The 23,013-nt window shown below is 62.2% G+C and carries 15 protein-coding genes; 1 reads left to right on the top strand and 14 read right to left on the bottom strand.

The genetic code is table 11. From position 1 onward, the window contains the following. Window positions 1–391: 391 nt before the first annotated feature. The 13 genes from drmC to KBY65_RS12925 all read right to left on the bottom strand — a co-directional run bounded on the left by drmC (window position 392) and on the right by KBY65_RS12925 (window position 21,247). Complete coding sequence (gene drmC, locus KBY65_RS12985) at window positions 392–1,204, bottom strand: DISARM system phospholipase D-like protein DrmC (RefSeq protein WP_255001859.1); 813 nt, start codon at window positions 1,202–1,204, stop codon at window positions 392–394. Beyond that, on the bottom strand, window positions 1,204–3,126 hold the full coding sequence (gene drmB, locus KBY65_RS12980) for a DUF1998 domain-containing protein (RefSeq protein WP_254987646.1): 1,923 nt from the start codon (window positions 3,124–3,126) through the stop codon (window positions 1,204–1,206). The genes drmC and drmB overlap by 1 nt, the downstream gene beginning before the upstream one ends. Then, window positions 3,126–6,677, bottom strand: a complete 3,552-nt coding sequence (gene drmA / locus KBY65_RS12975) for a DISARM system helicase DrmA (RefSeq protein WP_255001858.1) — start codon at window positions 6,675–6,677, stop codon at window positions 3,126–3,128. The genes drmB and drmA overlap by 1 nt, the downstream gene beginning before the upstream one ends. Window positions 6,678–6,685: 8 nt before the next feature. Continuing rightward, a complete protein-coding gene (locus KBY65_RS12970; RefSeq protein ID WP_255001857.1) occupies window positions 6,686–7,561 on the bottom strand; it encodes a hypothetical protein in 876 nt (291 codons plus the stop codon). Then, window positions 7,558–8,601, bottom strand: a complete 1,044-nt coding sequence (locus KBY65_RS12965; protein WP_254987649.1) for a type IV toxin-antitoxin system AbiEi family antitoxin — start codon at window positions 8,599–8,601, stop codon at window positions 7,558–7,560. The genes KBY65_RS12970 and KBY65_RS12965 overlap by 4 nt, the downstream gene beginning before the upstream one ends. A gap of 115 nt (window positions 8,602–8,716) precedes the next feature. Beyond that, window positions 8,717–10,462 (bottom strand): DUF262 domain-containing protein, encoded by a 1,746-nt coding sequence (locus tag KBY65_RS12960; RefSeq protein ID WP_255001856.1) that lies wholly within the window; start codon window positions 10,460–10,462, stop codon window positions 8,717–8,719. 3 nt (window positions 10,463–10,465) lie between these two features. Further along, window positions 10,466–10,822 carry a DUF86 domain-containing protein gene (locus KBY65_RS12955; protein ID WP_254987651.1) on the bottom strand — a complete coding sequence of 119 codons (357 nt, stop codon included), beginning with the start codon at window positions 10,820–10,822 and terminating at the stop codon, window positions 10,466–10,468. Then, window positions 10,812–11,123 carry a nucleotidyltransferase family protein gene (locus KBY65_RS12950; protein WP_254987652.1) on the bottom strand — a complete coding sequence of 104 codons (312 nt, stop codon included), beginning with the start codon at window positions 11,121–11,123 and terminating at the stop codon, window positions 10,812–10,814. The genes KBY65_RS12955 and KBY65_RS12950 overlap by 11 nt, the downstream gene beginning before the upstream one ends. Further along, complete coding sequence (locus tag KBY65_RS12945) at window positions 11,120–15,277, bottom strand: Eco57I restriction-modification methylase domain-containing protein (protein ID WP_255001855.1); 4,158 nt, start codon at window positions 15,275–15,277, stop codon at window positions 11,120–11,122. The genes KBY65_RS12950 and KBY65_RS12945 overlap by 4 nt, the downstream gene beginning before the upstream one ends. Further along, a complete protein-coding gene (locus tag KBY65_RS12940; RefSeq protein ID WP_254987654.1) occupies window positions 15,277–15,672 on the bottom strand; it encodes a HEPN domain-containing protein in 396 nt (131 codons plus the stop codon). Before KBY65_RS12940 ends, KBY65_RS12945 begins: the two co-directional genes overlap by 1 nt. Continuing rightward, entirely contained in the window at window positions 15,665–15,994 is a 330-nt protein-coding gene (locus tag KBY65_RS12935; protein ID WP_254987655.1) for a nucleotidyltransferase domain-containing protein, read from the bottom strand. The genes KBY65_RS12940 and KBY65_RS12935 overlap by 8 nt, the downstream gene beginning before the upstream one ends. 8 nt (window positions 15,995–16,002) lie before the next feature. Continuing rightward, window positions 16,003–19,281, bottom strand: coding sequence for a DISARM system SNF2-like helicase DrmD (gene drmD / locus KBY65_RS12930; protein WP_255001853.1), 3,279 nt, complete (start codon window positions 19,279–19,281; stop codon window positions 16,003–16,005). Continuing rightward, window positions 19,274–21,247: a nuclease-related domain-containing DEAD/DEAH box helicase gene (locus tag KBY65_RS12925; RefSeq protein WP_254987657.1), complete on the bottom strand. Its 1,974-nt coding sequence runs from the start codon at window positions 21,245–21,247 to the stop codon at window positions 19,274–19,276. Before KBY65_RS12925 ends, drmD begins: the two co-directional genes overlap by 8 nt. 246 nt (window positions 21,248–21,493) lie before the next feature. Here KBY65_RS12925 and KBY65_RS12920 point away from each other — a divergent pair, with 246 nt between their 5' ends. Beyond that, window positions 21,494–22,006, top strand: a complete 513-nt coding sequence (locus KBY65_RS12920; RefSeq protein ID WP_254987658.1) for a hypothetical protein — start codon at window positions 21,494–21,496, stop codon at window positions 22,004–22,006. Window positions 22,007–22,464: 458 nt separating this feature from the next. Here the strand turns inward: KBY65_RS12920 and KBY65_RS12915 are convergent, their stop codons facing one another. Continuing rightward, window positions 22,465–22,677: a hypothetical protein gene (locus KBY65_RS12915; RefSeq protein WP_254987659.1), complete on the bottom strand. Its 213-nt coding sequence runs from the start codon at window positions 22,675–22,677 to the stop codon at window positions 22,465–22,467. Window positions 22,678–23,013 lie beyond the last annotated feature (336 nt).

Here is a 23,013-nt window from a genome sequence, read left to right as displayed (position 1 = left end):
AGGGAAACGGGCCTGCCCACCCCTTGCAACGTCAGCCGTGGAGCCGATCGCCTGAGATGCGCGCCCCACCCCGGCTACGCCGGGGTGGGGATGCCGGGGGAATTACACCACTGCCTGGGACGCGGGCAGGGCGCTCAGCTCTGGGAGGCCGCAGGCGCAAGCCGGTCTTTATGGAGTTGTCATTGCTGCCATGCTCCTCCTTACCAGCTGCAACAGGGCGCGAGGGCCGTGGCTGGAGCGAGTTGGAGACACCGATCAGGGTGCGCAGCAGCTGATACCTTTGCCCGCGGACAAAGGCGGACTGCTGCGGGTCGGTCACCGACGCTGAAATCTCAGCGAAGGCCTCCCAACCAGCTTTTGGCTGGATACACATCCTGATGAAGTGCAAACTTCAACCAACGGCTTGCAAGAGACCCTGTTGAATCAGACGGTCGAAATGATCCCAGACGTCATCGGCATGGGCTGGGCTGCTGAGGTGCAGGCCCAGCTCGAAGTTCGACAGCTGCGCGGCATCAGTGAGGTTGGCACTGGTGACGAGCAACTCCTGATCGGCAACTACCGCCTTGACGTGACAGACAGCCTTCTCTCTTTCGAGGGCAAGGGAACGGGGGTCGAAGAACAAGGCAGGAGCAGGCGGTTCAGGCCAGAGGCGTGACCAGGTTTGCTGCTGAAACTTACGGATCAGAGTCTCTGGACTCGCGGTATCACCTCGATCACGCTGAATATTGCAGACCATTCGAACTTGCAGCTTCGGCAACGCAAGCATGCGCTCGCGGATCAGCTGGAACAACTCTTTGATAAAAGGGCCTTTGTAAAAGGCGTAGGTGGTGAGCAGCAGGCGCTGTTCGGCGCGCTCCACCAACTGACGGATCAACACCGACTGATCGCGGGTGATTGAGCCTGCTCCTGCATCAGGGCCGGACCACACCAGTTCGATCGAGCGGGCTGCGGCTTCACAGCGCCGCTGATCCAAAAGGGCTTGCACGGCCATGAGCAGAGCCTCCTGGCTCCCGCCTGCAGCTCGCCACCTCTCCAGCCAGGCGACCAGTGCAACCGGGCCAGCCACCAGACCAATCCTGGCCAGAAAAGCTGGAGGATCAGCGAGGCTGTCGGCGAGGGAACCGGAGTCGCCGCGTTGGGGATCCAGTGCCGCCAGCAGGGTCTCCAGTTCTGCGGTACTCAGATGGGGGAAGGCCGCTGCCATCAGGGGCCTTCCGTGAAGAAGGCCGCATCGCGCTGGATCAAGGTGGGCACGACAAGGGCGCGATCGAGAAACTCATTACGGCGTTCACAGCTGGTTTCGGCGATCAGCAGACAGCCATGACAGGCAGCGCCATGGGCGTAACGCTTCTCCAGTTCGCTGTTGGGTTCATGGCTGGCGCAGAAGGGGTCGTTGGAGCACAGGGCGGCTCGCTCCAGCGCCATCGCTAGCAGTTCATCAATGCGATCAGCCAGGCCCACCAGGCCCCCGAGCGAGCCCTCCGAACCGCTGCCACCGGTGTAGAGAAGGATGCCGTAACCGATGTCATCGAAGGCGTAGATCCTCTCCTTGATTGCCGAGGCCCCGTAGCCGCAATCAAGCGCGGCTTCGGTGATCAGCAGATGGGCGAGGCTGTGCAGCATCACGTAGGCGCCGCCGGGCCACTGAAACTTGTCCTCCGTGAGCCCGTGCTCTTTGTTCCAGGTTTTGAAGGCATCACGGTGCTTTGAGAGGTGCTGAGCAGCACCGTCACTCTTGAGCCAGTTGCGGATGGCGTCTGAATCGAAGCTGAGGAAGATCCCCTCCCCGAGGTTTTCCACGGCCGGTAGCCAGGTGGCTTCCTTCACATCGATCTGGGCGCGCTTGACGCCTAGGTCGAGGGGATCACCATCGATCTGGCTGACCACGGGCTCCAGTCGGGTGAATCCGAGCAGGGCCATCACTTCCCGCAGCTGGTGCACCTTCAACACCCGGTTGACGCGCTGCCGGAACCAAGCTGGTTTGGCTGCTAGATCAAGGTTTTCGGCCTCAAAGCGGCTGCTGCCCGTGCCGCGCCGGAGCCCATCGATGGGGCCGATCAAGGCGCGAAGCTCCTGGCGCTTGAGGGCCTCGGTCTTCTCCGGAGCAGCCTCACCGCCACGGATGGCTTCCAAGGCTTGGAGGATCAAATCAGGCGCTGTGCCAGCCAGAGGCTCTTTGATGTGGTCGGGAGCGAAGTCTTCCAGCCAAACTTCGAGTTTTGCGGCGCTGGTGATCTTCTCAAAGGCCTTGAGATGGTTACTGATCACCTCCCGCACAGCGTCAATCGGTTCGGGGATGGAGATTGCCGAGATCAACTCGGGAAAGTAGGCATTGCTTGCGGAACGCACCAGCAGGCGATTGGCATAGCTGCCGCCATTGCCCTTGCCGTTGTCGCAGAATTCCTGGCCGAAAGGACCCAGCCAGGGCCGATGCCCCTGGCAGAAACCGAGCGCGGGTCGCTCGTCATCGTCGCCTTTGAGTTTTTGCTTGGCCTCCGACAGCTGCCTGCGCCCGTGCTTCTCCATGCACGTTGGATTGGAGCAGCGCACAAAGATCTCGGTGAAGTCGTTGCCCGCCCCGGCCTCATCGAGCCAAAGTGTGGACCGGCATGTTGTTTTGCCGCGGTGTACGAACTCACGCCAGTCGATATCGCTGAGATGGCCATTGGGGCAGCTCTGCACGAAGCGCACTGGTACGACGCGATGCGCCTTGCGGTCTGCATCGACGTACTTGCGTTTGTCGAGGCGTGCGCCCTCCACCAGCGGGCGGCTGCGGTAGATCTTGCCATCAAACTCCCTGGTTTCATCCAGCTGGGCCACGAACCAATTGGGGAACTCGGGACTGCGGATGCCGCCCGGGCGGCTCTGACCGCCGGGTCCAACGTCGTAGACAGGGGGTTTGCGCAAGCGCAGGGAGCCCACATTGAGGCTTTGGCGCAGCTTGGCGATCAGTCGTGGTTCATCGATCTCTTCAGGGGGCTGATCGGGGCCATACATCCAGAAGTTGAGGCCCCCGATCACCACGGAGCAATCGGGCAGATCCACCATGGCGCCTGGGCCATAGGTGGTGATGAGCTGGCTGTGCCGCACTTCCCCCTGGGGGCGGCTGGTGGGCTGGCGAGCCATCAGCTCCCCTCCCCATCGCCATCGGGGCGTTGGCGGATCAGAGCAGCGCTCGGTTCCACATCGCGCAGGCTCCAGTTGGCCAGGAATTCCTGCTCCATCGCTTTGAGTTCCTTGAGATCGGGGTCCAGCGGGGTATGAAGCAGGGGAGCCACTTCCCCCGCTTCTCGGCCGTACTGAAGCAGCCCGCCGTTATCACGGGCGATGCGGATCCACTTGTCGAGCAGGTTCATCACTCGCTGATGTACTTCAGCTTGGGTGTGTTCGCTGAGGGCCTTGCTGGGGGCTGAGCGGCGGGCCCGATCACCCAGCCGTTGGGCCACTTCAGCCTGGATGGCATCGATCGCCTCAGCGTTGCCTGCATCTTTGGCCCAGCTGAGCTCGGGGCTGAGGTGCCTGGCGAGCGCCACCGTGATGGCCGGCAGCCCCCGCTGCAGGGCTCTCGACGACCAGGGCGTAACGCTGGTGGCCTCCACATCGCGATAGAAGACCGAGTGCCAGAAGCTGAAGCGCTCGTAGTGGGAGCGGTCGCGCGGGCGGTTGGGGTTGAGCAGAACCACCACCAGGCCAGGGCGCTGGTCGTCGCGACCGACCCGGCTGCTTGCCTGGATGTATTCGGCGGTGGTTTTGGGCTGGCCCAGCATCACCATCAGGCCGAGGCGGCTGATGTCGAGACCGACCGAGATCATGTTGGTGGCCAGTGCCGTATCGACCCGTTGCTTCTCGTTGTCGAAGCTGAGCTCGAGGCGGGCCTTGGTGGTGCTGACTTCTGAGGTGGGCACCCGTGAGGTGAGCTCCAGGGGTTCGTTGGCGATCTTGCGGCGGGCGTATCGCGCGCTGCTTTCGTTGAGACGACGACGCTGGTCGTAGGTGGTGAGCAAGGAGGTGACTTCTTCTTCAAGCAGCCGGCGGGTGATGCCGAGCTCCTTGATGGTATTGAAGTAACCCAGAAAGGTCATGTAAGGGTCAACCGGGTTGGGCCCCTTGTCTTCGCCTCGTTTCTCGCGGGCCTTTCGTTCCTTTTCGGCCTGGGCGTAGAGCTTCTGGGCCGTGCTCATCAAGGCCAGTCCCACCCGCAGCAGCAGGGCCTTGATGTTGCGACCCGGTGCTGACACACCGACGTAGATTCTCCCTTGCGCTTCTGACACCGAGGCGGTGTAGGAGAAGAAGGAATCGCGCCGATCAGGGCCGGGGGCCGGGAAGACGGCTGGTGGGCTGCACCGGCCGAACAGAGCCTGCATCTGCTGGCTGGCGCGGCGCACGGTGGCGGTGGAGGCCACGATCTTGGGCCGCACGGTCTGCATTCCAGTGGATGTCTCCACCTGGCGGGCGCAGAGTTCATCGATCACGGCTTCATAGAGACCGCCCATCGAGCCGAGGGGCCCGGAGATGAGATGCAGTTCGTCCTGAATGATCAGATCCGGTGGTTCCAGGCCATGGGGCAGCGATGCTCCGGCCTGATCGGTTCCATCACTGGGACCAAAGAAGCCCTTGCCTGGCTGGGCATGGGAGACGCGGCCGAACAACTTTCCGGTTGCTCCCACCCAGGGCAGGGCGGCGAACTTGTCGACCGTGGCGATCACGAAGGCCGGCAGGCGTTGATAAAGCATCTCGTCTACGGCCACCAGCGGCAGGGTGCTGTCACCCGAGAACCGGCACTGACGGTTGCGGCAACAGACCCTCAGCTCCTTGGGATGATCGGCATCGGGAAGCAGGCGGAACACCCCGCGGACCACGGCTGGGCGGTCGTCGAGAAGGGAGGCTTTGCCCAGCTCGGTACCGCACCAGGGGCAGTTGTCGATCGGAATCGGCTTGTTATCGCCACCGCTCCAGGCCAGCACGCGGGAGCGGGCACTGTTGTCGTCACCATCTCCCTTGCGCCCCAGCTTGTTGGGGGTGCCGCTCTGCCCCACCCACAAGCCGATCTCAAAGGGCCATTTGCCGAGCCGCTCTGGATCCTTGCGGCGTTCCAGCTCCAGCGCGCAGATCAAGGTGGAAGCCCGGCCGAGCTGATCGAGGGTGAGCAGGCGGAGGGTGTAGCGCATCAGCACGCTCATGCCTGCTGACTCGATCGATCCTTCGTGGCGCAGCCTGCGCAGCACCAACGTGTAGGCCGCCAAACCCAGGTAGGCCTCGGTCTTGCCGCCACCGGTGGGAAAGAACAACAGATCGATGGTGTCGCGGTCCGCATCGGTGGGCTCGACCATCCCGACGAGATTCATCAGCAGGAAGGCGAGCTGGAACGGACGCCAGCAGGGCTTCACATCGGCTGGCTTGCGGCCGCGCATGACTCCAAACCGCTGACGGGCCGCCGCATCCATCACCCGGTTGGTGATGGCAAAGGCCAGCCTCACCTGTTCGTTTTCAAGCGCTTCGATGCCTCGTTCGATCCGCCTGGCTTGCTTGCTGGCCTCCTGCAGGAGTTCAGTGGCGGTGGCCTGCTGCTGCTTGCTGGCCGTGGCCGCCGTAGCGCCCTGCTTCTCGATCCACTCTGTGTAAGCCGTCACGAGAGGACTCAGGGCTGCCTGCAGCAGGCCAGCCCCTTCGCTGGCCAGACGATCCAGCTCCGCCATCGACAGCACCAGACCGCCGGCTTCCAGCTCCTCAACCCTGGGCAGCACCTTTTCAACAGTGGCCTGGGGCAGCCAGGTGGTGCTGATCTGGTGGCAGTGGCCGCTGGCATCAATCCGGGGAGCCACGGAGATGTTGTGCCCCACGGCGAATTCGTGGTCACCCCGGTAGTGGAGATTGTTGACGCGATGGTCCCAGTCGTTGGCGTTGGCGTCCAGATCAGCGGCGCGCGGGTCGTGGCGTTCCAGGAAGCCGGTGCTGCAGCCCACATCCAGCTGCACCTGGTAGGCACTGGCGCGGTCACGGTCTTCTGCGCTGCGCCCTTCGAAGCTGCGTTCGTTGGTGAGGAACAGGCTCACAGCAACAGCGCCAGGGGGGTAGCCCTGATCCGCAGGAGCAGGCCTGAGGTGCCAGCGGAGCATCAGGCCATCGCTGCCGGGCACCTCCTTGGACTGAGCCGATCGGCCGCTCGGATCAAACAGCTCGGCCGGGAGGCTGAGTGGCTCGGAGTGGGGTTCGCGTAACCAGGCCTCGTCGGCCTTGCTGTCTTCTGGCGGAGTGGTGGGCTTGTAGCTGGCCCAATGCACCGTGACCTCGAGCCCGGTTGCGGCCGGTATGAGCAGGCTTAAACCAACGGAGCAGGTGAAGAACACCCGCCGTGCCGGCCCCGCTTCACTGGCACCGGTGTCGTCGGCGCTGGCATTGCTTTTGCGTTTGGCGGAGAGGTTCTGGCCATCGAGGCCCGCGAACTCGTCGTCGGCCGCATCATCGGCACGATCGCCCAGGCTGGTCTCACTTGGAATGAGGAAACCGCTTTGGTACCAGCGGATGGGGGGGCGATCGAGCACCTCTTCGCGCAGTTCCGCTGCCTCTTCCGCGCGCCCGTCCAGCTCCAGCTGGGCAAGGATGTGTGGGGTTGGACCCACAAGATCCAGGGTGAGGGCTTGGATCAGCTGGCTGCGAATCTGCGCAGAGGTCGCCATCGAATCGCTCATGACTCTTTCAGTCCGAGTTCCTTGAGCCACTGGTCAACGACACCAAAGGCATCCTGCTGCCACTGATCTGGGGTTCGCTCCTGCAACACATCGGTTTCTTCCACAAACTTGCGGACAAAAGTTGGGCCATAGTCATCGAATGCGCCGAACTTACCATCGATGTAGCCATACCCCTCCCGGCCTTCGGGTTCGTTCAAAACAGGGCGACATGCTTCGGCCAAGGCCGAGATACCATCGCGATAATTACGAACGACGTAATAGATATCGTAGGCGTCTTTCTGCTTGTGTCGATTCTGGATCGCGAATCCCTTCATGACAAGAAAGGCGGGTATTGAGCAGACGGAGATGGTGACTGTATTTGTGCCTCCTCCCGGCATGCTCCCGCTCAGCCTGAAGTTCTCGGCAAGTCGGATTGCGAGATCTGTCCCGTTGACTCCCTGGACACGAAAGTCCTCGAGCAAAGGTGGATCATTCTTGGCAACCTTGACGTTTCTCTGCATCAGGAAATCAACGACGACTTCAATCGGCGCTGAGCCGTCCTCCTGTGGCAGCTCACGCACAAGCTGGAATGGCTTGAGTTCGGGGTTGAGATCATTTCGCTGTCGATAGCCTTGACCTTTCAGCAATTTGATCAGACTCGCATACTCGCCATCGGCAAGTGCTGAAGGATCAAGGCCAAGGTCGATGTCGAGGCTGCCCACATGAGGCATCTCATCATCGTTCTGGAGTAGCCAGGGAATCAAGCCTCCCACAACCACGAATTTGCCTTTGTAGCTGCCCAGAATCTGGCCTATCTCCAGCAGTACTGATTTAACAGCTTCCGTACTCCTATCGTCGTAGTCAGCAGCCGACTGAGGTTCCAGGGGGCTCATCGTGTCCACCTCAGAAGTTTGCTGCGCAGATGCTCAGCGGCTTCCTTGCTGCGTTCCCCTGCCGCGGAAAGATCAAGGAATGTTTGTACAGGGCTTGTGCAGACGATGCCAGGGGACGGGTGCACAGCATCGAGGAATACACCTTCGTGAGCCGGCATGGTGACGACAACATTGGCGCCATTGACAGCTGGCTGCAGTGCCAAGGTGTGATGCAAGTGCTCCAGCTCCGCAGGCTGACTGAGGAGGTTGTGGGTGGCAATACGCCCATAGGGCGCCAGCCACTTAGCGGCGGTGAAGGACGCCAGCAACACCCCAGGCCGATCCCGCTGATCACGGAACAGCTCCAGGAAGGCATCCTCCAGTCCTTTCCCGTGCAGCGTGGTGTAGTAGCTCATCTTCTTGCCACCCAAACCTGCATAGGCCTCGCTCCAGGCATCAAGCAAGGCATCGGGGTCATTGAGTGCCAGGCCTTCCTGCGTCACGGTGGCCCATTCCCGATTAAGGAGCCCCCTTCGAACGTTACTCACTTGTCCGAGGCTCACCTCTGCCTTTTCCGCGAGTTCTGTGACCCGCCATGGGCGCCAGGGATCTCTGAGCAAAAGCCGCAACACCTGGGCGGCCTTGGGGGTGAACAGGCTCTTGAGATCTCGGCGTACCGAGGCAGGCTTCCCTGCTGCCACCCTCTCAATGAACACGCCATCAAAGACCAGGCGGGCATTGCCCTGCTGATCCAGAAAGGCGACCTTGTGTTCCTTGCAGATGGCCTGGCTGGCGGGGGAGAGGAAGGGAGCGATCAGCAGTGGGATGGCGTCAGGGCAATCCCGCCGTATCGCATGGGTGAGTTCCCAGAGGGCCAAGCGCACATGACGGGGCTGTCCATTGGCCAGCACGGCACAAGCGAGTGGTTGCAGCCGGTCTTCCAGCTGCAGCCCGACGAGGGCATCGATACCGCTGGCGTCCCAGGTTCGCGGCAGAACCGGCTCCACGCTACGGATCACTGGGACCTGGGCCAGCAACTCCAAAAGCAACTGGAGACCCAAGGACTCTCCCTCTTTCAGCTCTAGGGCCTGATTCAGCAAATGTTGAAAGCCTCCGGGCCTGGCAAGCCTACCCCTGTTTCAGTGTGCGAGCCCATTTCAGCATTTGTTGAAAGCATCACGGGCTCGCCGTGCCTTCGCTCGACCCCAAAAACGTGTTCAGCCGCTCAGCGATCAACCGCCGCCGCTCCACCAGGAACGCCTTGTAGCGCCCAATAGTGAGCACCTCAGGGTCGGTGGGGATGCACTGGCTCTGGAAGGGTTGCTCGCCATTGGCCTTTTGCACCTCTGGAAAGTAGAGGGCAGGCTCCTTGGCACTGATGTTGCGGTTGGCCTTACCGCTGATGAAGGCGAGGTTGGCGATGTCGTCTGTCTCCCGGGTTGTGGCTGTGCTCTTGAGAACGGCTTTGGGGAAGATGTGGTGAAACTGCAGCTGGTGGGCATTGCCCACATGGCTGAGGGCGATGACCAGGTTGGAGCGCCAATCGCGGGCGTCTGCAGCTCGAAAAGCCAGGAACATCGTCTTGAACAGCGCGCTGCGTTGGTTGCGGCCTTCCAGCTCTTCTGGGGTGACATCCAGGCGACCCACCTGGGTGCGCAATCGATCCAGCAGCTCCTGGAAGCCACCGCCATCGCGGAGGATCTTGAGGTCTTGATCGAGGAGGGTTTCGCTGGAGCCCCGGCTGTAGCGGCCCTTGGCATTAGCGAGCAACACCCAACGGCGAAGACCCTTCTCTTCCGCGGCCGCGAGCTTGTAGGAGCGCTGGGCGCCATAGAAGCCCAGGCTGATCAGCAGGAACGGCGAGGCCAGCAGGGCCGGGCTGGTGATGCCGGCATTGCTGCGCAGGAAATTGATCGCGAATTCCATGCCGCGGCAGCCATCGTCCCAGCCGCTCTTCAACTCATCCAGGGTGAGGTTGGAAACGGTCAGGAAGCGGGACTGGCCAGTGGCATGGGCGACCAGGTTTTTGAGGTGCAGGCCCAGGTCGAGCTCAAAACCGTCTTTAATGCAATCGGCCTGGAAGGCCTGGAACACGTTCAGGGAACCGCGCCATTTGGCGGTGATCTGGGCAAGGGCAAGATCGGAGCTGCGCAGCTTGGCTCCAAGGGAGTTCACCCGCACGAAGATTTCGGTGACCTCGTCGTAGGAAAGGGTTCGCTCCAGCACATCCATCCGGTAGACGTATTTACGGATGCCGCGCAGACGGGCCAGACGTTGGCTGTATTTCTGGTAGCGCTCATCGTCGAAACCCTTCACCCCGGCTTGCTGCAGGAAGGGAGCGTCGCTGTCGATCTTGAACACCTCGCTCACCTTCACCCACTGGGGCAGCTGCTCGAGCTTGCGGGTCGCAACCACGAAGGTCATGCGGTCGAAGCGCTTCTGCAGCTCGTCCTCTGAGGCATCAGCTTCATCGTCCGAGGGGTCTTCCCCGTCGTCATTGACGTCGACTGGTTCATCAGCGGCATCGGTGCTGTTGTCGTCCACCTCGGTAATGACGCTGAGCTGATCGGGGTGCTCCAGGTTGAAGAGCAGCTCGATGGGACGCTGGCGGCCGTTCACCTGAACCGGCTCGCCACGAATCACAGAGGAGAGGGATGTGAGCCGCTGCTGGCCATCAAGCAGGAGCTGGGTTTTGGCGTAGGGATTGGCCTGCTGGCCCACAGCAAAGGCTTGTTCGGGAACGGGCTCATCGGTTTCCCAGATCAAGATGGCGCCCGAGGGATAACCGCGATAGAGGGAATCGAGCAGATCGCGCACGCGGGTGGAACGCCAGACGTAGCGGCGCTGCATTTCGGGCAGGCGAAGCTCACCGCGCTCGATCTTGCTGACGAGTTCTTCGACGGTGGCTTCTGCTTTGGCCATCGCTCAGCGGAGCCCCTCATTGACCTGGCTGAGCAACCGGGTGCAGTGCTCGATCAGAACCGGCAGATCCGTTTGGATGGCACCCCAGACCACGGCATGACTGACATTCAGATACTCATGGGTGAGCAGGTTGCGGAAGTCGATGATCTGCCGTCCTTCCGGGATCGCGGCAAACAGTTGTGGATCCCGCTGTGCCAGCATCTTCAGGGCTTCACCGATGATGATGAACTCACGCTCGACGGCTGAACGAATCAGCCTCGATTGGCTGTAGCCAGCTTCGTCAATCGTGTTGGTTGCGTCCTGGATGGCTGCTGCAGCCTCCAGGATGTCGCTCAGATAAGCCCGGGGGTCACGCTGCATAGATCTGCTGCCGGCTGGCCTCGATGGCCTGCTTGACGTAGGGGTTGCGGACGGCATCGGCCATTACCAGATCGACGCGGGATGCCAGGCGGTGCTGCAGGTCGTTCAGGAGCGCGAAGTAAGCCTTGTAAAGGCTGGCGGGATCAAGCGGCTGGAACTCCACCAGCAGATCGATGTCGCTTTCTCCAGGCCGGTAATCGGGCCTCAAAACGGAGCCGAACACATCCAGCCGCGCCACGTGATGCCGCTGGCAGGCCTCAGCGATGGCGTCGAGCTGTGGCTGGGCGAGGGCGATGGTCATAGCGCCAGTCCGATCTGGTCAGTCTGGCCGGAATCGGGCTGGGGATTCCGGGGCGGCCGACCGCGCCGCCGCCCAGTGCCTGAACCACCAGAGCTTCCGCCGCCGCCACGGCCTCGGCCACCACCATGGAGGCCCTGATCCACTTCCTCCTGGTACCGCTCGGCATTCAGCGCCAGTAAGCGGGCGAGCACGTCGTCGCGCACGGCATCGGGCCAGCGGTAGCGCCAGGGCAGTTTGCGGCGGCCGCTGATGGCGCCGTAGGCCTCCAGCTGGCCCTGGAAATCGAGGGCATCGTTGGCATCCCAAAAGAACAGGTCGCCACTGTCGATGCGCTCCTGCAGTTCCTCGGGGAGCTGGGCGTCATCTTCGGTGTCGAGGTAGTCGAGGCCGAAGCCGCAGGCGGTGGGCACATTGCTCCAGCCGTAGGCATTCAGCACCGCCTGATCCATCTCACCGTGGAGCCGGCGCAGCTCCAGCGGCCCCGAGCTGGTTTCGGATGGATCGTGGAAGCGGTTGTAGGTGCTGGTGAGGCCTTCATTGTTGGTCACCATCAACTCGGCGCGGAACTGGTAGTAGCGCTCGCCGCTGACTTCGAGACTCTGGCGCATGAGCTCGTAGGCGTGACCATTGGCGTTGGATTCGAGCAGGGCGGTTGGGAAGGGAAGAGTCTGAAAGCAAGTCGTTGGGGTATATGTGAGACGATCCTCAAGAGTTGATCCATTACTGATCTCCCACTGAGTCACCAGACTGCTTGACATCAGGGCCAAGTGATCTGAGCTCTGCAGTGTGTGAATGATTAGTCGCTGATCGAACACCTTGCATCCAGTTAGAAACACAAATGCTCTTATGGCACTTACTTGCGCAGTTGCGAGTACCCGATCGCATTCGACAACAGCCGCCTGCAGCGCTGGCGTTGTCTCCCCAAAACGCCACCAGTAACGTGCACGGATCTCCCGGTTCTGCGCTAGGCGCGCTGGCTTCACCTTCCTCTCCACAATCGCCATTAACTCCGGCCACTCCCGCCAACACTCATCCTCAGACCTCTCCCCGAAGTTGACTACATAGCGATGATGCGCGTGAGTGGGGCTGCTGTTCACCTCCTCGCCACCGATGTAGGGGAAGATCACCTCTGCATTCTTTGGGTTTTCAGCGATCAGCTGTTCCATCGTGGCGATCGGCGATGGGATCCCAGGCGTGTCGTCGTCGGCCGGGCCTGAATCATCGAAGGTGAAGCCCATGCCCAGCACGATCGAGCCCTGGAAGCTCTTGCCTGCATTGGCGGCCAGCTGCTTCGGATCCTCATGGCCGCCGTTGGCAAACAGGAAGGCCGTGATCTGCTCCACCGGCCGCCGATCCAGCAGCTTGACGCCGGTGTAGGCGCCCTTGTGCAGGTGCACCACGCTCACCACCACGGCCGCCACGCCGGGCCACTTGTAGCGCTTGCGCGCTGCGTAGATTGTGCCGCCATTCAGACAGATCCAGCGCAGGCCAGTGCTGCGCGTGTCGCCCTGGGCAATGGTGTTGGTGGCGATCAGTCCCAGTGATCCGCCGGGCCGCAGCAGATCGAAGCAGCGGCGGAAGAAATGAGCCACCAGATCGGCATTGCCGTGGCTCTCCGCGTGCAGTTGCTTGAACCAGTCGAGGATGCCGTCGGGGCTGCCCTCGGCGATGGTGTTCTTGCCCGCGAACGGCGGATTCCCCACAAATACATCAAACCCACTCCGCCCGTCGCCAAACACCTCCGGAAACTCCAGATCCCAGTGAAACGGCGTGATCCCCTTCTCGCCTGCCGCCAGTCGCTCGCGGATCTCCTGGATCGAACCCTGCAGCGCCGCGTCGTTGAAGTTGCCGCTGAGCAGTGCCAGATACACCTGCTGCTTGTCGGGTCGGTCTTTGGGTTTGGGTGCATCAAAGAAGGCCGCCACCATCAGATCGCCGGCCTGGCGTAGACCTTCACTGGCCTGGGTCTGCTCCTGCAGCAACGCCTTTTTGCGGTCGTAGCCCGCATCGGTGAGGCTGTCTTCCGCGAAGCTCTCGCGCCGGGCCAGGCCCATCTGCTCAAACACCTGGTTCTGCTCATTCAGGAAGCCCAGCTGCACCTGCTGCATCGCCGCCTGGATCTCCTTCACGGAATACCCCACCAGCGAATCGCCGCACTTGAGGGCGTGATCTACAAAGGTGAACGGCAGGTCTTTGCTGAGCGTCACCAGCCAGAGGCTCAGGCGCGCCAGGTTCACCGCAAACGGGTTCTTGTCGACCCCATACAGGCAGCGCTGGGCCACAAGCCGGCGGGCCACCGTGTCTTTATCCGCGTCTTGCCGGAAGCCCTCGGGATAGCCATCCCGCTCCCAGGCCTGCACCAGCCAACCCGCCAGATAGCGGCACACCGCCACAAGGAAGGCGCCTGAACCCATGGCTGGGTCACACACCTTCAGGGCCAGGATCTGCTCGGCCGTGGGCTGGTGGTTGCAGTGCTCCAGCCAGGGGCGGAAGGCCTCGGCCACGATCGGTTCGGTGAGCGCCCTTGGTGTGTAGTGGCTGCCGCTGCGCCGCCGCTCGGCCGTCGGCTGCAGGATCAGTGAACCCGCCTGCAGGCCACGGGACGTATGGGGTGAGAGTTTCTTGTCGAGCGCCACACAAAGCTCGGCCAGGGTGGTGGCGGTTTTGAGCTCTTGTTTCACCTTGGCCGGCAGCTTCAGCTTCACGCCGGCCTGCTCGTCCAGCCAGGCTTCGCGCTTGGCGCCGCTCACCTCCAGCAGCTGCTCGGCGTTCACCACCACGGTGATTTTGATCTTCTGGCGCGGGGGGTTGTAGGTGATCCCCACACTGGGCCCGGTGGCCTTCTCCACCATGAAGCCCATGATTCCCTCGTACACCGAGCCGATTTGTTCCACATCCAGAGCCCGGTAACTCAGGATCTGGCCGTCGAGCAGCAGCAGCTTGGTGAGCACCTGCTCCACCACGTCGTCGCTGATGGCCGGCACCGAGGCCAAGGGCCCATCGGTGTAGCTCGTGCCCGTCGTGCGTCCTTCAAGGAAGGGGTAAGTCTCCGGATCAAACAGATCTCCATGCCGGGCAGGGAGATAGGCCTCGGTGGAGCCGCCACCGTCGTAGACGAGGCGGAACAGGCTCAACAGCGTGGCCCAGGCTCCGCGCCTGCCGTCCATGGCGTTCTGGTAATCAGCGCGGTCTTGCCGCAGCCGCTGCGCCAGGCCCCCCACGCTGTAGTGCTGGTCGTAGCGCGAATCGGTGGGCATCAGCTCTTCGTCTTCGGCGTAGAGCAGGAACACCAACCGCAGCAGCACGGTGATCAAGCCGCCGTAGATGTGGCTGGGGTCGTCGGCCTCCAGCCCTGCGGCATCAAAACCGCGCAGCAGGATCCACAAGGCTTCGAGCACCTGCTCGGCCAGGCGGGTGCTCACCTCGTTCTGTTCCTTGCGGCTCTGCTCCATGAGCGGCCGCAGGCGGGTGTTGCTGGCGCCGCCTTCGAACAGGCGATCTGGCCCGAGCAGCATCTGCAGCGCCGCCAACATCGGCCGCCCGTCGACCGTGGTCATCGGCTCCAGCGGGAAGGTGAGGTGGCCGCTGGATTCGCCGCGTGGGGCGTACACCAGCCGCAGGGCCACTCCGTTCCAGAGCAGGCCAATCGGGTGCTCGCTTTCCTTGAGTAGCCGCTCCAACCGCTGCTGGGGTGTGGCCTCCCATTGCCGCCGGCCATCCAGGCCCTTGGGCAGCGCGTCAAAGGGCGCACCCAGGGGCAGCTCCTGAACCAGCAGCTGGGCCTTGAGCGCTCCATCCCCCTGGCTGGGTTCGCCCACGATCCAATCGGGGCGGAGCACCTCGTCGTACTCATCGAGGTGCACGGCCACCGGCGCCGGCATCTCCTCGGGCTTGTGTAGGTCGCCGGGCTGCCAGGCCAGAACTTCCTCACAGAACAGCTCAAAGCTGGGGGCCACGCTTAGCCACTGCTCGTCCACGGGCTGGTCTTCCAGCAATTGCTCCAGCCGTTGCTGCCAGTCGGCCAGCACGGTGGTGGCACTCTCCGGGAAGAGCCCCAACCGGTTGAGCACCACAGGCTCCACCACCAGGCCCACCGGTTGGGCCATGCCCTTCCACTCCTCGTGGGTGTGAACACCAGAGGCGCGCAGAGCCATCAGCGGCTACCCCCCAGACGATCCAACAACCGCTCCTTCAGATCAGCAGCGATCGACTGAATCAGCGGCAGATCAATGTCGGGCTCGGGCTCACTGGGATCGGGATAGCGAAAGTCAACGGCAGCCAACGACAGCCGGTTGAGATCGATCGATGCAGCACTCCAGCCGGCGTCTGCCTGCTGCAACAGATCAGAGAGCTCCTTCAGGTTGTGGGTTTTGGGCACAGGCGATTGCAGCCGCATCAACTCCGCCTTAAACAGCTTCTCGATGCATTGCTGCAGGTGAAAGCAGATGCTGCGCGGGTTACCACCAGCACTGGCCAGGATCTGACTGTCCTGCCAGTCGTCATCTGCGTACCGGATCCAGGCCTCCACCAACGGGGTGAGCTCAGCCATGGAGCACTTCGCCGTGATCCAGGGCCTCACGGATGAACGGATCGCCCCAGCCATATCGCTGTGCTGCGGCTTCGGGTCTGCACAGCAACAGGTCAACCGGAAACGAGGGTGCACCCAGCTCAAGCATGGCCAGGCGCTGCTCAAATGAGCTGCCCTCAAAGGGCATCACCACAAGGATGTCGGCGTCGGAATCCCAGCGCGCTTCACCACGGGCCTGGGAGCCAAACAGGATCACTTTCTGAGGCGCGAAATGCTCCACAAGTCGCTGGGTGAAGCTCCTTAGGGCCTCACGGGTCACCAGGGGGGGCGGAGTGGCAGCCATGGGCTCCATCATCGCGCCGCCTCCAGCGGCCAGAGCACAATCGCGCCGGCCGGTTCAATTCTCGCGGCTGTGGCCACTTCAAAGGTGCGCCGGATGGCAGCCGGCTCCAGCTCCAGATCCCGGTCAATCCTCGTCAGCCGTTTGTCCCAGTAGGAGCGGTTGTCGCGCAGCTGCCTGAGCTCGTGGTCAGCAAAGCCGAAGGCCAGCTGATCGAAATCGCTGTCGTGCTTGGTGCGGGTTTTGAGGATCCGCTCCCGCTGCTCCTGCAGCACCTTCACGAAGGCGTTGGCCTCGTCGTCGGCACGCCTGGCCAGCTGGTCCTTGGCCCGTTCAGCCCGTTCTGTGGCGAGGGCTTCTAGGCGGTCCTTGAGTTGGGCCACGTCGGCCGGCAGCTGGACGCGCAGTTGGCGCTGGATGGTTTCATCCACCGATGGGAGACGTTCACGCAGGCTGGTTTCCAGGTCGGCCAGGGCCATGTCCGTCTTGGTGGCGTTCAGCACCCGCAGCCGCCGGGCTGGATCGGCCGGGTCCCATTCGGCCACCAGTTCCAATACCTCGTCGTGCAGGCGTGCAGCGCCGTGGCCATAGAGCGACATGCGTGCCAACAGGATCAGCTTGGCGGTGTCGTCGTGGGTGGCGATCACCGCGGCCCGGCTCAGCTCTTCTCCCTGGAACCCCCGCACCAAAAAGCGGTTGAGCAACCGTTGCACCAGGGGGTGTTCCAGATGCAGGTGCACCCGGTCGGCATTCACCTCCTTGGGGTCCTTGAACACCACCGGCTGCGGCACCGTGCTACGCCGCCACTCCCAGAGCTTCTCGCCAGGGCGGCGGGGACGCCGCAGCGCATCCAACACGTCTCCCCAGCTCTGCTCGCCACCAGGCAGCTCATCGGCCGCCGGGAAGATCCATTCGGCCCGCTCGGGATCGGCCTGGGCTGCTGCTGGATCTTTGGCTGTCAGCTGCGGCACTGATCCGCTCCCTACCCCGCTCCCCTGGGCGCTCACCCGCAGGCTGGTGTTGAGCGCATCGCGGAAGAGATCACTGCTGAAGTGGAGCCAGTCTTCTGACTTCTGCAGCGCCTTCTCCAGCCGCGCCACCTGCTGGCGGAGCTCGTCCTCCCGCTCGCGGCTGTTGTCTTCCAGCTCCAGGTTGACCAGGGCCTGGCGGTGCTTGTAGCCCTCCTCCTGATCCACACCCTGGATCTGCGCGATCGCCTCGCTGATCTTGGTGGGATTGATGCCCTTGGCCAGCAGCTCACTCAGCCGGCCCACCACCACCGGCGGCAGGGAGCCGAGGGTTTTGCGGATCTCCTCGGTTTTCTTGACCAACACGTCGAGCACCCGGTCTTCCTCGCGGTCGGCCAGCACGAAGTAGTGGCAGAACACCTCTGGGGCGCGCTGCAGGGTGCGGTCGATGCGGCCGTTGCGCTGCTCCATCCGCCCCGGGTTCCAGGGCACGTCGAAGTGGAAGAGGTAACGGCAGTTGTTCTGCAGGTTCACCCCCTCCCGCGCGGCATCGGTGGCGATCAGGATGCGCAGGGGATCCTGATCGGGCGGGCTGTTGAAGCTGCGCTTGAGGGCTTCCCGTTTCTCATCGCCGATGCCGCCGTGGAAGGTGGCGATGCGTTCCCGTTCCCTGTCGCTGCCGGCGATTAACGACTCGATCTGCTCCTGCAGCCAGCGCTTGGTATCGGCGTACTCGGTGAAGATCAACAGCCGCTCGCCGTTCCACTCGGCTCGCTCCTGCCCCAGATCCGGGCAGAGGTGCTGCTGAATCCAGCGGCGTAGGTAGGTGATGCGGGCATCAGGCTCGTAGCGGGCGCGCTCGCTGATGCGCTGCATGTCCTTGAGCAGCGCCCATTCCTCGGGCCCTGCGCCCAGTTCGGTGGTAGCCAGGGCCAGGTGATGCTCCTGCTCAGCTTCCCGCTCGACGCTGTCTTCATCGGCGTCGGCACGCTCGTCGTCGCCATCGATGCCCTGCTGCAGCAGCTTCAGCTGCTGGGGGTCTCGGGCCGTGCGCAGGCGTTCGCCCGCGTCCCTCCGCCGCAAGGTGTCGCAGTGCACGCCAAGCGTGCGGTGAAAGGCCTCGATCGAGCTGAGCAGCCGTTTCTGCAGGTTGGTGACCACCAGCAGCTCGGCAGCGCGCTGTTTACTTCCCGCACCCTTGAGCCGCTGCTCCCTCATCGCCCGGTAGGCCTTGAGCAACCGGGCCAGTTCCAGCTCAGGCGTAGAGGGATCCAGCCCCTCCAGCACCACGGGCTCCACCACACGCTTGGGCAGCTCCTCGCCTATTTGGCGCAGGTCTTCCTTGAGGCGCCGCACCAACACGGGCTCAAGGTCAGCCTTGTTGCGCACAGGCACCCCGCGGCAGAAGCGGGTGGGATCCAGGATTTCCAGCAGAGCCGAGAAGCTGTTGCTGTGGCCGTTGTGGGGCGTGGCCGACAGGAACAGCTTGTGCTCGAAGCAGCCGGCCAGGCTGCGGATGGCCCGGGTGAGCTTGGAGTCCACCGCAATCTTGGAGCCGCTGGAAGGAGCGGCGTTGTGGGCCTCATCGAGGATCAGCAGCGCTTTCTCGCCATCTCCCAGCCAATCGCGCAGGGCCCCGGCGTAGTCCTCATTGCGCACCAGCGCCTGGCTAAGGATGAAGCGGGTATGGGTCGCCCAGGGGTTGATGCCCCAGCCCCGCTCGCGCCGCATCCGCGACACGTACTCGCGGTTCATCACCGCAAACGGCAAACCGAAGCGGCTCTCCATTTCGCCCTGCCACTGCAGCACCACCGACGGCGGGGGCACCACCACCACCCGCTGCACCTTCTGACGCAGGAGAAGCTCGCGCATGATCAGCCCGGCTTCGATCGTCTTGCCCAGGCCGACGTCGTCTGCGATGAACAGAGCCACCCGCGGCATGCGCAGGGCCTTACGCAGCGGCTCCAGCTGGTAGGGCTTCACATCGATCCCCGCCCGCAGAGGGGACTGGAACAGACCCGGGTCGGTGGCCGTCACGCAGTTCCACTGCAGCGTGTGAAGGTAGCTGGAGAACACCTGCGGATCATCGAACCCCCGCTGCCCGATCGTCTCCCAGGTGCTCTGACCCAGGACCCGGGCATCCACCTCCCGCTCCCAGAACACCTCGGTGATCTGCCCGTTGGCGTCGTCATCCAGACAGGCCAGGCGCACCACGGTGTCGCCGCCGGTCGCTGGGTCTTGCACATCCTCCACCAGGTGGTTGTGGCTACGGCAAAACACAACGCAACCCTTGGTGGGCTTGGTTTGGAGCCGCTCAGGCATGGATCACCTCCAGGCCAAGGGTGTCCCGTTCCTGGGCGAGGTGGGCGCCGAGACGGCTAGTTGATGAACAGATCAACGTGAGGTGATCCTGCGCGCGGGTCATCGCCACGTAGAGCTCTCGGAGATCACGAAGCTGCTGCTCGAGATTGGCGGTGTCAAGGGCTCGATCAAAGTCTTCTAGCCAGAGGAGGTAGACGCTCTTGAACTCCAAGCCAAGAGCTGACTGGGTGGTGATCAATCGAATGCCAGGCTGGTTAATCCCATAGCTACTCCTGGTGGTCGCATCACGTGTTACCCAATAGAGTGCTTCTCCATTGAGTTGACGCGCAGATTGAGTGAGCAAGCGTTGAATTCGATCTGAAAACTTGCCGCCGCCATAGCGATAAATCAATGCGATGCTCTTTGCCTCCACTCCAGAAGCGATCTCCTGCTTACACGCACCAAGGGCCAGTTGCTCAACACTTGAGACTGATTTGGCAAGGATGAGCTTTGGCGTGCCTCCGTGTCGATCAGATTGATCGGGAATGACCACAGGGAAAGCCTCCTCTGCCTCAGGCTCTGAGGCCACAAGTGTTGACAACGTGCTCCAGGCACACGCAAGGATCTCCCTTGTATTTCGATAGTTCTTCTTGTAAATCCTTGTGCGTCCGCGGGCGTTGATGCCAACCGATGCCCAGCTAAATCGTTTTCGTTTGCGCAGCTTTTGACTGGCGTCATTCACAATGAGCAGAGACCCTTCATCAGGCTCTTTTAGGGAGGCTTTTAGTGCCTTGAACCAGGAGGGATGCATGATATGGGCTTCGTCCACCAGGATGGCGTCATAGCGCAACTCAGGGCGAGCCTCTAGCTTTTCCATAACCAGAGTTGCCAGCTCCTCGTCAACATCGTCTTCATCACGGCTTCCGTATTGAGGAAGAGATCCGCAAATGGCTTTTGCCCAGCCGTGGAAGTGCCTGGCTTCAACACCAGGTGAGCAGAGCTTTGCCACAACTCTTTTGCCGCCATGCACAACGGAGCGGATATAGGCGGCGAGTGTAACGTTGAAACAAGTAATCAGCACCCTCTGATCAGGGTTCCCCTCAAGGAGCCACTTCGCTCGGGCTGTGAGAATCAGAGTCTTGCCTGATCCTGCAACACCACTGAGGATTCGGTGGCCGTCGCCAAGCTGCTTGGCCGCCCGCTCCTGCTGTAGATCAAGTGTCTTGATGATGGTCGCATCTTCAGGCACGGGGCCTGGCAGGTTCCAGCTCTGCGGTGTTGCTGGAACGCGCTTCACCGAGGTTGAAGGGTTAAGGACTGCCCTGATGGTCTGAATCTGATCGTCGGTGAGCGGGGGAAACCTGAACTTGGCTCGGCTATCGAAGAGCTCCCAGAACTGTGCGATCACCTGTCGGTCGCTCAGGTCCGACCAGGATTCAATATCATCAGCAAAAAGGATTGACTCCTGCAAGAAGACAGGAGCAAGGTTGGTGCCGAACAGGTCTTCTTGTTCAATCTCAGACCTGGTCATCCCAGTCATGATAGCGCATCGGCCCATAGGAAAGCTGAGTTTTCCGTAGTTAACGCCTTGCTGATTGTTCACCAGGATTGACTCGGCCTTGAGCTTGTCCATCAAGGCGTATTTGTAGCTTTCGGCCTGCTTAAGGGGATGGGTGTGAACCTGCTCCCTTGCTGGACTTGCGCTAGTCGCAGGCCACTCCACGAGGGCCTGATTGCTATCAGCTTCCTTAATCATTCCTCTTGACCACCCCTTGGCTTCTACAACCAGTAGGCCATGGGTGTCTGAGAGAATGACAAAGTCTGGCTTGGATGTTGTTGCACTCGGCTCGTGCCAAGCAATGAAATTGTCTGGTAGCGCATCGCGAAAAGCGTTGAACAGAAACTTTTCACCTCTTGGTGCAGCTGACAGAACGCTGTCTGGAATCATCTCGGCCATGCTCAGCCTCCCAGTAATGGCGACACTCATGGCAGAGAAGCGGCAGGCTGTCCGCGACGGTAATGAGAGCTTCGTTCGCTCTAACACAGGAAGCCCACCCACTTTTGCTTACTGACACGTCCTGTAGGGACTGGGCCGTCTCGGGTGCGCTGCTGAGCCTTGCTAGTTGCCTCTGCGAAGCCTGTGCTGCACTGAGTGATGCAGGTCTTGCATAAAGCGATGACCACACTTTCTCCAGGGCTAAGCTGAAATTCCATTGGATCTTTTAGCTGTCCCATGACCCGCGACCGCGACCCCTTCCGCATCCCCCAGGCTGGCCTCGAGGTGGCACCGCTGGCTGGCTTGGCCTCAGTGGATGTGAACCTCAACGGCGGCAGCTTTACCGGCGGTGAGTTTGTGGCGGAGTCCACACTCGGCGGGGTTGTGGTCTACGCCATCTACCAGGCCCTGCTGACCGGACTGCGCACCGAGGCGCTGCGCAAGCGTGGCACCATCACTCGGGGGGTGCAGATCCAGATGGTTGCCAGCACAGTGTGGGAGTCGGTGAAGCAGGGCGCTGCCGTGAGTCTGGTGCTGGGGGTGGTGCTGCTGATCTTCCCCTGGCTCGGCTTCCCTCTCTCAGTGCTCGGGCTGGTAGGGATGGGCAAGGCCTCACTGGATCTGTTCCACGCTTTCTGGGATGGGCTCGACGAAGTTCAACGTGCCGAGCTACTGGCTGCAGCTATGGAGGCCGGCGTCAACCTGCGCCGATTTATCGATGGCCAAGCGCCTGGGCTTCAGGGCACTTGATTTGCGCTATCACCACTCATGCCCATAACGGGCATGGCGAATTGCGTGATCGCCAGCGCCTTGATCTACCGACCCTTCCTCAGAAGACACACGCCCCATTCGTGTCAGATGTCTACGGGTAGATCAGATCGCCAGCCCGGCGGGCATTGCCGAGCACCTGCGGCAAACGTCCAGCTTTGCCGCCAGTGGGGTTGCACCCAGCCTCATGCCTGCTGATCTTTGGAGCCCAACCAGGAGCTAATGAGCGAAGCCAACCCAGCTGACGATCCATATGTGCGGGTCAGCCTTGACCTGCGCCAATCCACCTTGGACTGGCTCGAAGGGCTTCGGAAGGAGATGGGTTTGCGCAGCCCGGGGGACTTAGCCAGCCGTCTGCTCGTAGATCTCGCGCGTCCCGCTGACGAGGTTTAGCTGCCATCTGAGCAAAGCCGGAGGCAAACAGCCTCCGGCCAGGCGCCTCAGAGCACCTGCACCCGTGCCTGATGCCCGAGCACCCGCTGCTGATTGGCGGCCAGGATCAGGGCCTCATCGCGGGGCAAGTAGTGCGGCTCAGCTGAGATGTACCCCTCGCGATCGAGGAAGAGCACCCGCAGGAGCTCACCGGCAGCCCCGAGGAGATGCATCGAGATGATGCGGATCGGGCAGGTGCTGCTGGGAGGAGTGGCGGCCATGGCTGAGCTGGCGAACGACATCGCCGTCTGGCCCCGGTGTGATCAGCAGCGCGCAGGGGTCGCGCAGCGACTTGCGTTAGCCCTTGCGCGCTGCTGCTGCCGGGGCAGACCAAGGGGAGTGCTCGCCAGCCCCATGGCCCACCACCTCTTTCAACTGCGCCAGCCGCGCTACTTGCCAGCAGCGAGCCCCTTGTAACGTCTCATCAAAGTGTTCCTAGCGATACAGATGGCGGCACCCTGCGCTGGCCATGGTGATTAGCCAAGCAGGAGAGATATGCAGGCATCTGGATCCACTGCTCGGCGCAGCACAGCAAGTCAGTCGCTTGAGCGCAGCTA

It is taken from the genome of Cyanobium sp. Alchichica 3B3-8F6 (genome assembly GCF_024346435.1).
In the GTDB taxonomy this organism is placed as follows: domain Bacteria; phylum Cyanobacteriota; class Cyanobacteriia; order PCC-6307; family Cyanobiaceae; genus Cyanobium_A.
The sequence above is the reverse complement of the archived record's forward strand: the minus strand, read 5'-3'. Positions and strand labels throughout refer to the sequence as shown.

Coding starts and splice junctions, on each gene's coding strand:
- drmC (WP_255001859.1), bottom strand. CDS start 1,204: ATGGCAGCGGCCTTCCCCCATCTGAGTACCGCAGAACTGGAGACCCTG.
- drmB (WP_254987646.1), bottom strand. CDS start 3,126: ATGGCTCGCCAGCCCACCAGCCGCCCCCAGGGGGAAGTGCGGCACAGC.
- drmA (WP_255001858.1), bottom strand. CDS start 6,677: ATGGCGACCTCTGCGCAGATTCGCAGCCAGCTGATCCAAGCCCTCACC.
- KBY65_RS12970 (WP_255001857.1), bottom strand. CDS start 7,561: ATGAGCCCCCTGGAACCTCAGTCGGCTGCTGACTACGACGATAGGAGT.
- KBY65_RS12960 (WP_255001856.1), bottom strand. CDS start 10,462: ATGGCCAAAGCAGAAGCCACCGTCGAAGAACTCGTCAGCAAGATCGAG.
- KBY65_RS12955 (WP_254987651.1), bottom strand. CDS start 10,822: ATGCAGCGTGACCCCCGGGCTTATCTGAGCGACATCCTGGAGGCTGCA.
- KBY65_RS12950 (WP_254987652.1), bottom strand. CDS start 11,123: ATGACCATCGCCCTCGCCCAGCCACAGCTCGACGCCATCGCTGAGGCC.
- KBY65_RS12945 (WP_255001855.1), bottom strand. CDS start 15,277: ATGGCTCTGCGCGCCTCTGGTGTTCACACCCACGAGGAGTGGAAGGGC.
- KBY65_RS12940 (WP_254987654.1), bottom strand. CDS start 15,672: ATGGCTGAGCTCACCCCGTTGGTGGAGGCCTGGATCCGGTACGCAGAT.
- KBY65_RS12935 (WP_254987655.1), bottom strand. CDS start 15,994: ATGGCTGCCACTCCGCCCCCCCTGGTGACCCGTGAGGCCCTAAGGAGC.
- drmD (WP_255001853.1), bottom strand. CDS start 19,281: ATGCCTGAGCGGCTCCAAACCAAGCCCACCAAGGGTTGCGTTGTGTTT.
- KBY65_RS12925 (WP_254987657.1), bottom strand. CDS start 21,247: ATGAGTGTCGCCATTACTGGGAGGCTGAGCATGGCCGAGATGATTCCA.
- KBY65_RS12920 (WP_254987658.1), top strand. CDS start 21,494: ATGACCCGCGACCGCGACCCCTTCCGCATCCCCCAGGCTGGCCTCGAG.
- KBY65_RS12915 (WP_254987659.1), bottom strand. CDS start 22,677: ATGGCCGCCACTCCTCCCAGCAGCACCTGCCCGATCCGCATCATCTCG.